Origin of the sequence: Coralliovum pocilloporae (assembly GCF_030845175.1) — a bacterium.
In the GTDB taxonomy this organism is placed as follows: domain Bacteria; phylum Pseudomonadota; class Alphaproteobacteria; order Rhizobiales; family Cohaesibacteraceae; genus Coralliovum; species Coralliovum pocilloporae.
Window position 1 is genome coordinate 348,621 of sequence record NZ_CP132542.1, and the last position, 12,196, is coordinate 360,816.

The 12,196-nt window shown below is 52.8% G+C and carries 14 protein-coding genes; 7 read left to right on the top strand and 7 right to left on the bottom strand.

What is annotated here, in order from left to right:
- Positions 1-10: 10 nt before the first annotated feature.
- From RA157_RS01695 to RA157_RS01705, 3 genes are all read right to left on the bottom strand, one after another.
- A complete protein-coding gene (locus RA157_RS01695) occupies positions 11-841 on the bottom strand; it encodes a lysophospholipid acyltransferase family protein (RefSeq protein WP_350334753.1) in 831 nt (276 codons plus the stop codon).
- Positions 842-965: 124 nt separating this feature from the next.
- The gene (gene thrS / locus RA157_RS01700) at positions 966-2,915 is read right to left on the bottom strand and encodes a threonine--tRNA ligase (protein ID WP_350334754.1); all 1,950 of its coding nucleotides are present in this window, start codon (positions 2,913-2,915) and stop codon (positions 966-968) included.
- A gap of 139 nt (positions 2,916-3,054) precedes the next feature.
- A complete protein-coding gene (locus tag RA157_RS01705) occupies positions 3,055-3,903 on the bottom strand; it encodes a PhzF family phenazine biosynthesis protein (protein WP_350334755.1) in 849 nt (282 codons plus the stop codon).
- A gap of 30 nt (positions 3,904-3,933) precedes the next feature.
- Between RA157_RS01705 and RA157_RS01710 the strand changes: the two genes are divergently transcribed.
- Positions 3,934-4,065 carry a hypothetical protein gene (locus tag RA157_RS01710; protein WP_350334756.1) on the top strand — a complete coding sequence of 44 codons (132 nt, stop codon included), beginning with the start codon at positions 3,934-3,936 and terminating at the stop codon, positions 4,063-4,065.
- A gap of 7 nt (positions 4,066-4,072) precedes the next feature.
- Here RA157_RS01710 and yidD read toward each other — a convergent pair whose 3' ends face one another.
- Positions 4,073-4,360: a membrane protein insertion efficiency factor YidD gene (gene yidD, locus RA157_RS01715; protein WP_350334757.1), complete on the bottom strand. Its 288-nt coding sequence runs from the start codon at positions 4,358-4,360 to the stop codon at positions 4,073-4,075.
- 21 nt (positions 4,361-4,381) lie between these two features.
- The gene (locus tag RA157_RS01720) at positions 4,382-4,825 is read right to left on the bottom strand and encodes an iron-sulfur cluster assembly scaffold protein (protein WP_350334758.1); all 444 of its coding nucleotides are present in this window, start codon (positions 4,823-4,825) and stop codon (positions 4,382-4,384) included.
- Between the two features lie 453 nt (positions 4,826-5,278).
- On the opposite strand from RA157_RS01720, the gene folE reads away from it, so the two are divergent.
- The 3 genes from folE (at position 5,279) to RA157_RS01735 (ending at position 7,493) form a co-directional block, all read left to right on the top strand.
- On the top strand, positions 5,279-5,923 hold the full coding sequence (gene folE / locus RA157_RS01725) for a GTP cyclohydrolase I FolE (RefSeq protein WP_350334759.1): 645 nt from the start codon (positions 5,279-5,281) through the stop codon (positions 5,921-5,923).
- Between the two features lie 74 nt (positions 5,924-5,997).
- Positions 5,998-6,423 (top strand): phosphoribosyl-AMP cyclohydrolase, encoded by a 426-nt coding sequence (gene hisI, locus RA157_RS01730; RefSeq protein ID WP_350336253.1) that lies wholly within the window; start codon positions 5,998-6,000, stop codon positions 6,421-6,423.
- Between the two features lie 65 nt (positions 6,424-6,488).
- Positions 6,489-7,493, top strand: a complete 1,005-nt coding sequence (locus RA157_RS01735; RefSeq protein ID WP_350334760.1) for a patatin-like phospholipase family protein — start codon at positions 6,489-6,491, stop codon at positions 7,491-7,493.
- 81 nt (positions 7,494-7,574) lie between these two features.
- Here RA157_RS01735 and RA157_RS01740 read toward each other — a convergent pair whose 3' ends face one another.
- On the bottom strand, positions 7,575-8,006 hold the full coding sequence (locus RA157_RS01740; protein WP_350334761.1) for a CBS domain-containing protein: 432 nt from the start codon (positions 8,004-8,006) through the stop codon (positions 7,575-7,577).
- 479 nt (positions 8,007-8,485) lie between these two features.
- On the opposite strand from RA157_RS01740, the gene RA157_RS01745 reads away from it, so the two are divergent.
- Together RA157_RS01745 and RA157_RS01750 are read left to right on the top strand one after the other, a co-directional pair.
- The gene (locus RA157_RS01745) at positions 8,486-9,100 is read left to right on the top strand and encodes a PAS domain-containing protein (RefSeq protein ID WP_350334762.1); all 615 of its coding nucleotides are present in this window, start codon (positions 8,486-8,488) and stop codon (positions 9,098-9,100) included.
- A 212-nt stretch (positions 9,101-9,312) separates the two neighbouring features.
- On the top strand, positions 9,313-9,921 hold the full coding sequence (locus RA157_RS01750; protein ID WP_350334763.1) for a PilZ domain-containing protein: 609 nt from the start codon (positions 9,313-9,315) through the stop codon (positions 9,919-9,921).
- 202 nt (positions 9,922-10,123) lie between these two features.
- Here RA157_RS01750 and RA157_RS01755 read toward each other — a convergent pair whose 3' ends face one another.
- Positions 10,124-10,837 carry a hypothetical protein gene (locus RA157_RS01755; protein ID WP_350334764.1) on the bottom strand — a complete coding sequence of 238 codons (714 nt, stop codon included), beginning with the start codon at positions 10,835-10,837 and terminating at the stop codon, positions 10,124-10,126.
- A 693-nt stretch (positions 10,838-11,530) separates the two neighbouring features.
- Here RA157_RS01755 and RA157_RS01760 point away from each other — a divergent pair.
- Positions 11,531-12,091 carry a transglutaminase-like cysteine peptidase gene (locus RA157_RS01760; protein ID WP_350334765.1) on the top strand — a complete coding sequence of 187 codons (561 nt, stop codon included), beginning with the start codon at positions 11,531-11,533 and terminating at the stop codon, positions 12,089-12,091.
- Positions 12,092-12,196: the final 105 nt, after the last annotated feature.

Below are 12,196 nucleotides of genomic sequence, written 5' to 3' on the forward strand. Positions count from 1 at the left end.
TCATTCCTGGTCAGGCAGCCATTTGTTGTTCTGCTGCCAGTTCGTGAACACGCCTGTACAGTTCATCAGTCAGAGCCTTGCGATCAGACTGCATCTCGAACTGGTCAAATGAGATCAGCGCGCCCACCCGCACATACATGGTCCGCCCTCGTAAACGCTTGAACTCCCGGATCAGAAGCGACAGGCGCAGGGTCTGACTGAACTTGCTGACAAGGTGAAATAGCGGGCCATTCTGTCCTTCAAAGTAAACAGGCATAACAGAGGCCTTTGATGCTTGGATCAGCTTAGCCACAAAGGTTTTCCACGGCAGATCAACAGCCTGGCCGAGAGGCCTCTCGGCAGTGGCAACACCACCAGCAGGAAACACAACAATTGTCGTTCCTTCCGCCAGAAGTCGCAGCGCTTCCTTCTTGGTCGCAATATTCGCCTGCAAGGCTTCCCGACTCTCGGAGAAATCAACCGGCAGGGAATAAGGCCTTATTTCCGGAACTTTCAAAAGTTCACTGTGGATCATCACCTTGTAAGGGCGCCCCAGCTTTTCTGCCAGAGACAGAAGCGCAATACCATCGCCAATCCCGAACGGGTGATTTGCGACAATCACCAACGGCCCTTTCGGAACTGACCGGACCGGCCAGCCCTCCCCCTTGATCGACAACGTCACCCGGATCAGATCCAGAAGGTCGGACATTGGCGTATCGCACTGATCAAGAACGCGTTTCTTCCAGATCGCATAAAGCGGCAGGAACTTGTTTCGACCGGACAATCCTTCCACCAGCCGGATCACCATACGACGCGCGAAAGGGTCCGACGGGCTCGCATAGCTCAACTCTGGAAATTTCACAGGCAGCCTCTAGTTCAACCGGGTTATCTGTTCGGAAAACTAGGTTCTGCAGATGACAGGATGATGAAAGGGCCGGTCAGGTTTCCCCGACCGGCCCTTTAAAAGGCCTGACGACAGAACGACTTCAGCCCTTCCGCCGTTTGACGTCAGGAGGTGTCATTTCCTCAAGCATCATAGCCATGGCATCATCAAAGCTCATGACCGTCTGATCCTTGGAGCCAAGGCGACGAATATTGACAGTCCCCTCTTCCGCTTCGCGATTACCGCAAACGAAAATCAGCGGAACCTTCGTCACTGAATGCTCACGAACCTTGTAGTTGATTTTCTCGTTGCGAATATCCAGCTCAGCCCGAACACCCGCCGCGCGAAGCTTCTGGGCAACCTCAGCAGCATAATCATCCGCAGCAGACGTGATTGTCGTCACAACAACCTGCGTCGGAGCAAGCCACAGCGGGAAGTGACCGGCATAGTCCTCGATCAGGATACCCAGGAAGCGTTCCATGGAGCCGCAGATAGCCCGGTGGATCATCACCGGCGTCTTCTTCTCGCCATCAGCATCAACGAAGAATGCTCCAAAGCGCTCTGGAAGGTTGAAGTCGACCTGCGTGGTGCCGCACTGCCATTCACGTCCGATTGCATCCCGAAGGGTATATTCGAACTTCGGCCCGTAGAAAGCACCTTCACCTGGCAGAATGTCGGTTTTGATCCGACCTTCCGACTGCTCTTCAATCGTCTTCAGAACCTCAGACATGACCGCTTCGGCATGATCCCAGAGCTCATCAGACCCGACACGCTTCTCCGGACGGGTCGACAGTTTCACGACAATCTCGTGGAAGCCGAAATCGGCATAGGTGGAGAGAATCAGATCGTTGATCTTGAGGCACTCTTCCGCCATCTGATCTTCCGTGCAGAAGATATGCGCATCATCCTGAGTGAAGGCACGAACCCGCATCAGGCCATGCAGGGCGCCGGATGGTTCATAACGGGACACAGATCCGAACTCGGACAGGCGCAACGGCAGGTCACGATAGGACTTGAGGCCATGCTTGAAGATCTGCACGTGGCCCGGGCAATTCATTGGCTTGATGGCAAAAACGCGGTCATCTTCCGTCTGGGTGACGAACATGTTCTCACGATACCAGTCCCAGTGCCCGGAGGTCTCCCACAACGCCTTATCGAGAATCTGCGGCGCATTGACTTCCTGATAGCCGGTATCATCCAGCCTGCGGCGCATATAGCTGATCATCTCCTGAAAGACTGTCCAGCCCTTCGGATGCCAGAACACAACGCCAGGTCCCTCTTCCTGGAAGTGATAGAGATCCATCTCGCGACCCAGGCGACGGTGATCCCGTTTCTCCGCCTCTTCCAGCATGTGGAGATAAGCCTTGAGTTCTTTCTCACTTGCCCAGGCAGTGCCATAGATACGGCTCAGCATCGGATTGTTGGCGTCTCCACGCCAGTAGGCGCCAGCGACTTTCATCAGCTTGAAAGCAGGGCCAATCTTGCCAACTGACGGCATGTGAGGGCCTCGACAGAGGTCCAGCCAGTCCCCTTGCCTGTAGATCTTCAGGTCTTCCCCTTCGGGAATCATATCCACCAGTTCGACCTTGTAGTGCTCGCCTTTCTCAGCAAAGAACGCTTTCGCCTCATCACGGCTCCACAACTCTTTGGTAAAGGGTGCATCACGCTCGATAATCTGGCGCATCCGCTTTTCGATGGCCGCAAAATCATCCACGCTAAACGGCTCGTCGCGTGCAAAGTCGTAGTAAAATCCGTTTTCGATAACCGGCCCGATCGTCACCTGTGTTCCCGGGAAAAGATCCTGCACGGCTTCTGCCAGAACATGGGCACAGTCATGCCGGATCAGCTCAAGGGCTTCCGGGGCATCCCGCGTTACGATCTCGATATCTGCGTCTGCATGAATAGGGTCACTCAGATCAGACAGAACACCATTGATCTTGGAGGCAACAGCCTTTTTCGACAGGGATTTGGAAATGGCCAGCGCAACGTCTGCTCCGGATACACCGGGCTCCATTTCTCGCGTGGCACCATCGGGGAAAGTCAGCGTAATCATGTCAGTCTCCTGCTCACTCACTGCATACCGCGCAGGTAAGCGCTTTTTGTCGACTTTCCTCTAAACGCTTCGCAGACGAAGGTCCACCCGCGAGACTGAGAAACAGGATGATTTTGGCATCAGGAGGCGTTTTTGAACCCTATTCCGCGTGAGGATTCATAACGCGGGCTGCGCCGGATACCCGGATAGAGCTTCCTCGTTCATCACTTAAGGTGACCGTAAGTCGTGACGGCATCCCCATATCCTCTCCCTGCCGGATGATGAACTCCCCGCCATGCGGCCAATCCAGATCCCTCAGATACCCGCCAAGAGCCGCAGCGGCTGCTCCGGTGGCCGGGTCCTCAACGACACCTCCAGACGCAAAGGCATTACGGACACGAAATTGCTGATCTGTTTCAGCATGAACAAGGGCAACAGTCACAAGGCCATGACTGTTCATGACATCACGTCCGTACTCAAGGTCATAAGCCATTTCAGCCAGACGGGAACGGGATTGAAGGGCCAGAACCAGATGCCTTGCACCCGCTTCCATCACAGCAGGCGGTATCCGGGCATCAAGATCATCCTCTGTCAGATGAAAGAGATCCAGGGCCTGATTGAGCAGATCGTCTGTTACTGCAGTACTGCGCGTCGGAGGTGACTGCAGAGCGGCCTGAAAGGTGTTGCCAACCTCCTGTCCTTCGACTGTGATATCTGCCTCAGAAAGCTGCAGGTGGAACGTATCACCTCCCTCTTTCATGGCCAGGGCCGCGCCAAGAGCTATGGTGGCATGGCCGCAGAACGGCACCTCCTGCTCTGGAGAGAAATAACGCACAATCCAGCTTTTCTGATCCGTGTCAGGAGCTGCAAAGACCGTCTCGGAATACCCCACATCAGCAGCAATCTGCTGCATGTCTTCCGGTGTCGGCAGTGTCTTATCGATATGGACACCTGCCGGATTACCACCGCGGTCATCCAGCGAAAAGGCTGCAATTCTCTGTATTGTCATCACCGGCTCCCCATCTCTGATAAGTCTCATATGGAAAGCAGCAGGTTGACCGTCAACGGGCAAAATACCGGAGTTCAAAACCCTGGTGTCCCAAATACCGGTGTCCCAAATACCGGTGTCCCCAATACCGGTGTCCCAAATACCGGTGTCATAGTCTCATGATCAGTGCCTAACGCTTTTCAGCGCTGTCTGCCATGGCCCGATAAGTCCAGGGCTTGTACCAGCGCGCCGCCGGAGGAAGCGTTTCAGGAACCGGGTCAAACCCGCAATAACCAAGGGGATTGCAACGAAGAATACGAAACAGCCCCATCCAGCCACCAGCCCAGAAGCCAAAACGCTCCATGGCCTCATGGGTGTAATAAGAGCAGCTCGGCTCATACCGGCAGGAACGCCCGATCAGGGATGACAGGGTCAGTTGATAGGTTCTGATCAGAATTTGCGCGAGACGTTTCAGCACCTGTTTCCTGTCTCTACGACCCTATGCTGCCGCGCCTTCATTTTTCTCGATCTGGGAGACGGCATCCACCACCGCATCAAAGGTCAGAAGCGTCGAGGCATGGCGTGGCTTATAGTCACGCACCGGCTCAAGAAACTGCAGATCAGACCAGCGGCCATTTGGAGCATCACCATTTTCTTTCAGCATGGCATACATCTTTTCACGCACATCACGGAGCTCAGATGCAGATGCACCGACAACGGAGCGAGCCATAATAGAGGATGCTGCCTGGCCAAGTGCACAGGCCTTGACGTCATGGGCAAATTCCGTGACCACGCCATCTTTCATTTTCAGGTCGACGGTCACCGTTGAACCACACAGCTTACTGTGCGCGCGGGCCGTCGCATCCGGTTCGGCCAGGCGGCCGATAAACGGAATATTGCCCGCAAGCTCCAGAATCTTCTGGTTATAGATATCGTTGATCATACTCGAGCGCCCATAGAAACAGTCAGGAGGCCAACTCCTGAACCTCATCATATAATGCCGCATTTGCCCCTTGCACAGAGGAAAAACCCGCACCAGGACATTGTGAACCAGCTCACCACGCCGTAACGTATGGACGAACAGGCGAAATTGCAGACAGAAATGGAGCGGTCACCTTTTATCTTTATTTTGCATTCCAGCACCAAACCGATTATATGCAGTGCGCAAGAGATCGTGACTCTGTGAAGTCATCGATCACGAAACATGATGAGGGCCATTACAGCGCTTTGTCCTTATGGTCGCATCACTTTGCGTTTCGCGTTTAGATTGCTATATTGATTTCTTCATGTGTCTGGTGCGACGAAAAATATGGATGAGAAGTCTTGAAAAGGACAGCTCACAAATTCGTCGTTGGCTATGAGAAAGGCTGGTAAGCCAGCAGCGGAGGTCCAAGAGATGGACGCAGTTGTGAAAGAACTCCTCAAGGCAGACGAAACATCTGCCAACAGCTATGGACTGCACCGCCCTTCCCGCGAGGAAGCGGAAGCGGCTGTACGGACACTGCTGGGCTGGATTGGTGAAGATCCAAACCGGGAAGGTCTTCTGGACACACCGTCACGTGTTGTGAAGGCCTATGGCGAGTTCTTCAAAGGCTATAATGAGGATCCGGATCAGGTTCTTGAGCGCACATTTGAAGAAGTGGGCGGCTATTCCGACATGATTCAGGTCCGGGATATCCCCTTCTACTCTCATTGCGAACATCACATGGTGCCGTTTATCGGCAAGGCGCACATCGCCTATTTCCCATCAAAGGGCGTTGTCGGCCTGTCCAAACTTGCGCGCGTTGTGGATGTTTATGCCCGACGTTTGCAGACCCAGGAAAATCTGACCGCAGAAATTGCCGGTTCCATCGAACGGGCACTGAAACCGCGCGGCCTGGCCATCATGATCGAAGCTGAACATCAGTGCATGTCTTTGCGCGGTGTACAGAAAATCGGCGCGTCCACCATGACCACATGGTTCTCCGGCAATTTCGACGGGGATGCAACATTGCAAGCCCGTTTCATGATGGGTGTCCGCGGGGCTTTGATTACACCATAAGACCGCACTGACCGCCACCTCTACCAGACAGGATTCCGATCGTGACCGTGTTCGCCAGTCGCGCCGATAAGAAAATGCTTGAGGATGGCAAGGAACTCGCCCCCAGGTTTGACGAAAACGGCCTCATTCCCTGCATTACCACTCATGCAGAAACCGGCGACCTTCTGATGGTCGGCTACATGAATGCGGACTCTCTGGCAAAAAGCATCGAATGCGGCGAAGCCGTCTACTGGAGCCGGTCACGGCAGGAGCTCTGGAAAAAGGGTGAAACCAGCGGCCAGACCCAGAAAATCGTCGAGATGCGGACGGATTGCGATCAGGATGCAATCTGGATCAAGGTTCTTGTAGAGGGCAATGGAGCCACATGCCATGTGGGCTATCACTCCTGTTTTTATCGCTCCGTTGAACTTGGCGAGGCAGGCGCGAAACCTCCTGCCCTCAAGTTCGAAGAGACCTCAAAAGTCTACGATCCAGATGAGGTTTATGGTCGCAAATCATAAAAAGTGACCATTTTCACTAAATAAAGAGAAATTTCTGAGATGATGATTTCAAAGGAGAAATTGTCATGCTCTATGATGTTGTCAGGCGCATGCTTCCCCCGGACAGCCGCAACAGTCAGGCTGTTGATGATGAACCGGTTATCTGGGATCCGAGAGAAACAGAGAAACCGTCAATCGGACTGGCCCTGGGTGGCGGTGCGGCGCGCGGATGGTCCCATATCGGTGCTCTCAAGGCCCTGAACGAGGCTGACATCCGCCCGGATATCATCGCGGGCACATCCATCGGCGCCGTTGTCGGCGGCTGTTACGCCGCCAATCATCTTGACATGCTGGAGGATTTCGCTCGCAGCCTTACTGGTCGCCGCATTATCGGCCTTCTCGATTTCAACATAAGAGGTGGTGGCCTGATTGGCGGGTCAAAGCTGAAATCTCTGCTGGAAGATCAGCTCAAGAACATTGCCATTGAATCGCTCAGCCGCAAGTTCATCTGTGTGGCAACCGAGCTCGGCACCGGTCACGAGATCTGGCTGCGCAGAGGACAATTGGTGGAAGCCATGCGGGCCTCCTATGCCCTGCCCGGGATTTTTGAGCCCGTCCCGTTAGGCAAGCGCTGGCTGGTGGATGGCGCTCTTGTCAATCCGGTGCCCGTATCGGTTTGCCGCGCTCTTGGTGCCCGTCTGGTTATCGCCGTCAATCTGAACATGGATACATTTGGTCATGGCTCCGTTCTTCAGGATCTGGAAGTGGGTCAAAGCGAAGAGCCAGAGGTCAAAACGTCCTTTCTCGAAAGTCTTGGTCAAACCAAGCGTTCCATCAAGCGACAGCTCCTGGGCGCATCAGGCCAGGGCCCCGGATTATCATCCGTCATGATGGAAAGCTTCAATATTATCCAGGACCGGATTGCCCGATCACGTCTTGCAGGCGATCCTCCGGACATCATGATCGGGCCACGTGTCGGTGATATCGGGTTGTTCGAGTTCCAGAAAGCAGAGCAGGCGATTGAAGCGGGCTATACGGCAACGGTGCGCCATATCGACGAAATCCGTGACATGACGCGCGCTCTGGCCTGAAGCGATCTGTTGCTCGTCAAACCGCCGTACCGGACGAAAAAATGACTATCGCAGAATGGACGCCAGCAATGGGTCTTGATCCTAGGCAGATGCTATATAGGAGCGCATCTGTTCTGCTTCCTGTTCTGCCTGCCGGATACGACGCTTGACCACATCACCAATCGAGATGATCCCGATGAGCTTGTCCTTGTCCATAACCGGCACATGACGGAAGCGACCGGCCGACATTTTTTCCATGACGGCCATAATCGTATCATCTGAGCATACGGTAACCACCGAGCTGGTCATATGCTTATCGACGGTATCCGATAAGGCGTCCCCGCCACTCTTGGCAACAGCGCGAACAATATCCCGCTCGGACAGAATACCCACAAGTATTCCGTCACCATCGCATACGACAATCGCACCAATCTTCTTTTCCGCCAGAACCTGCGCGACATCTGCCAGTGTCATGGACGGCGCAGCACATGCGACCTCGTTTCCTTTTTCCGCCAACATAGAACCAACTGTCATCGCAACCTCCTTGCTACGGTTTTGGGTTTGCGAAAACCGCCCGGCAGCGCGGTCGATACCCGGAAAGGGTCATGATCACCGGAAGTTGCTGAAGATGCAAGGGCAAGGGCGCGGTTTGCCTGCCTTTCGTCATGCGACTTGAGGTGCATGTGGTACACGCAAAAAAGAAGCCCGGAGCGCTATTTCTGCGCTTCCGGGCTGGTCGCCTCCCAGGATCCCGCCCCGAGATCTGAGATCAAAGTGTGCTCAAATATGAAGTGCAGTCTTTATCGCTGCCTCAGCACCAAAAGGCAATCATAACCGTCTGTTAACCTTAACTGCACCCGCCCCGCGCCATCGCCCTGGCACAAACAGGGTTGGCACACCCTGTGCAAGATATCCGGCAAGGGGTGCATCAGGATGTTCAAACTGTCCCAGTCTTGAACAGATGTCACAATACTGAACAGATAAACGGCCGGGGCCAAAAGGGGCATATCGGGATGAAACATACGGTAACACAGGAACTCTACGAGTACTGGAACAGTCTCCGGCACGGGCGGCTTGCCCCCAATCGCAGCGAAATCGAGCCAAGCGCGATCCGCAACCTCCTGGGCGACACATTCATTCTGGAAGTGGTGGATCGTGACACCTATAACTTCCGCCTCGCTGGCACGCGCCTCTGCGGCTCATACTGCAGGGAGTTGAAAGAACGGAACCTGCTTGATCTTTGGACAGGGCATGACCGCGAGGCGGTGGCAACCCTGCTGGCAACAGTCAGTGAAGACGGTGCAGTCGCGACAGCCGGCTTCTCAGGGCGCACGGAACGGGGACAAACACTCGAATTCGAACTCATCCTGCTGCCACTGATGACAGACGGAGAGAATGTCACCCGGATTCTCGGCGCAATCGTTGCCCACGACACCCCCTACTGGCTCGGCATCTGGCCAATCATCGCACAGAACCTCGGCAGCGTCAGCTTGATCTGGCCGGATGATGAACCTGCATTCCTGCGCCCGATGCGAGCTCAGGCTCAGGCCGAAATGCCTCTGGTTATTACCCAGCAGCCCAGCAAACGTATCGGACATCTGTCAGTCTATCAGGGCGGGAAAACCTGAGCATAGCCAGCCTTTATCCCTCATCGCCCGCGTCACGAAACAGATGAGGTGAAGCAAGAAAGGCTGGATAAGCTATAAATCCCTGCACAATCAGGCATTTTGATGCGCTGGCGTTACCCCCTGTTAACCATAGACACATAGGCTGAAGCTCAGTTGCACTGCATGGAGCATCCATGCAGTATACTTGATTAAGGCAGCATGAGCAGGTCCCGATGATACCCGAGCAAAAGCCCGAGCAGAAAAAACGGCTTTATGAGCGGCGACGCTTCCAGCGCGTCAACATCAACCTGCTTGGCCGTTTCATGCTTGAAAACAAACGGGAATATCCCTGCCAGGTGATCAACATGTCACCGGGTGATGCAGCCATCATTGCGCCTGTAGGCGGCAAACTGAACGAAAAAGTCATCGCCTATGTGGATCACATCGGTCGAATCGAAGGCAAGATTGCCCGTCAGTTTGATGGCGGCTTTGCCGTTCTTCTGAACGCAACCAGCCATAAACGCGAGAAACTGGCAGCACAGCTCACATGGCTGGCCAACCGTGATATTCTCAATCTGCCGGAAGATCGACGCCATGACCGGCAAGAGCCGAAAATCTCCTCGTCCCGCATGACGCTTTCAGACGGAAGACAATATACCTGCCGCGTTATTGATGTTTCACTCTCTGGCGCAGCTGTCTCCATGGCAGTCAAACCGGCAATCGGCACACCCATCACACTTGGAAAAATGCGGGCCCGTATTGTCCGCCACCTTCCTGACGGTGTTGCTGTCGAATTCTCAAGCATCCAGCCGATGGAAGTTATCGAATCCCATCTGAGCTAGAGCAGATCGATTTTCGCAGCCAAGTTTCCGCAACTAGCGAAAACAACCTATGGATACTCAACTCTCTTCCAGCCCTCTATCTCAGTTTTAATTTCTGAACGTATTTTGGAAAGAGCAGCTGCGAAAAAGTTGGAAGCCGGATAAGACCGACTCTTTCAGACCTCCAGAGGTCGACTGAATAAACAATCGACCCTCAAAGAACTCACACCTGATTCAAGAGTTTCATATCGGCTTTATTCAAAGTCAAAACAGTTCCAATCCCGAACCCACGCCACTGTGTTTTGGGAATGTTGGCGCGATTGAGTTTTTCTTCGGTAAATTCCTTTGAAGCATCATATGCAGAAGGTAGTCTGAGAAGTGAACCGAGATGCCTTGAGATATCCTTGTTTCCGAAGCGGCGCACATGATCATGCTGGCCGAAGCGGCGCACTCTTTCTTCAGTTCCAATATCCTGAAAAGTTTCGTCATACTCTCCGTTCATAAACGGAATGATGCATACATGCTTGCCTTTCGCAGTAAGCATTCGGTGCAAATGAAAAAGTGTATAAGCAATATTACATGGTGTGTGCTCAAGCACATGACTATGAAGAATTAGATCAAAATGATCGGAGCGCCAATGATCCAAGTCGCAAAGATCTATGTGCTTACACTTCGGAGCAAAACGCTGATACAACTCAGGATAAAAATCGGCAGTCACATAATTTTCGGATTCTGAAATGAGAGAAATCTTGTTGTAAATGCTACGCTCGGGAGCGATGTGTAGAATTTTCCAGTCGGGCTTAATATCAAGTCTCTCAAGGTACATCCACATCAAGCGGGTACGCTCCAAAGAGCCGCAATTCGCACACTTAGCGTTCGGACGCTTGTTCATATCAACAAACTTATCACCACCGCAAAAATTGCATTCAAATTCCATCGTCAAACCTTCGGCTCGGATCGGGCTCTTAACTCTTAGAAATTTAAAGCATCTGACATACAGCTATGGGAGCAATCAGCAAATGCTTACTCACATATTGAGCTAATTGATATGAATGACTAAAGCAAACCGAAATTTGACCGACGATCCGAAAACACCCCGATCTGCTATCAACCAGCTTTAGCAACGCGAAGCTGCACCTTGCTACCAAATACTGAACAGGTTGACTGCACCAAACCTATCCTAAAATCCGAGGTCGCTCGGGATTCCGTACAACACAGGAACCCTATTTTCTGGTTAAACCGGAAAAAAACAGCATATCTGCATTTTTTTTGACAGGCTGTACTTACCTGTAATCTAGTTGAATCTGCGGACTCAGGCAAAATGTCGCCAGTCAGGCTTGCCCTCCAGCCTGTGACTGACAATTGCTGTTCTTCTTGATTTTAAAAGGCTTTTCGCAACATCAGTGCCGAAGCACATCATTTGATTAAAATTAGAAACAAACAAGACTCAAAACCAAATAAAATACATATAAAAATCAATATTACTTTGAATTAAAACCAATTAATACTTTTATTCGTCTATAAAAACGATTGTGAAATAGTAATCACCATAACGGGGACGGTGATTACTATGAAAAACATCAGATCAAGTCTGAAAGCATGCTATAGATTAACAACGGCGCTCTGTCTCTTGGCAGGCAGTATCTGGACAGCAGAAGCCGCGGATCAGAGGTTCATGCAGGTGGCGGGTGTCACATCCACACCAATTGGTCATGTGCAATTCTGCCGATCCAATCCCAAAGAGTGCCAGATAACGGCAGAACGAGCACCCCTTGTACGGCTGAATGAGGCCACCTGGCGAGAACTTGTTGCCGTGAATGAATATGTAAACCAGAGCGTAGCCCCTGTAACAGATCAGGACCTGTACCAGACGGCGGAATACTGGACATATCCGACACGTTATGGCGATTGCGAAGATTACGCCCTGCAGAAACGCCGCATCCTGATGGAACGCGGCTGGCCATCCGGGGCACTATTGATCACGGTTGTGATCGATACGGATAATACCGGTCATGCTGTGCTGACCGTAAGAACTGATCAGGGAGACTATGTGCTCGACAACCAGGATTACCGCGTTCTGGAATGGGAGAAGACCCCCTATCGCTATGTGAAACGCCAATCACCCAGGAACAGCGGCGTATGGACGCGCATTCTGGATGAAAGACCCAATATTGTCGCGAGTATCCGCTGACAAACCAGCTTTGTAATGGAGACCCCGAAGAACCCGGTCGCGTCCCCACTCCCCGTCCCCAAATAGACCGGGTTCACAAGCCGGCCCTTCCCCGAGGGCCGGCTT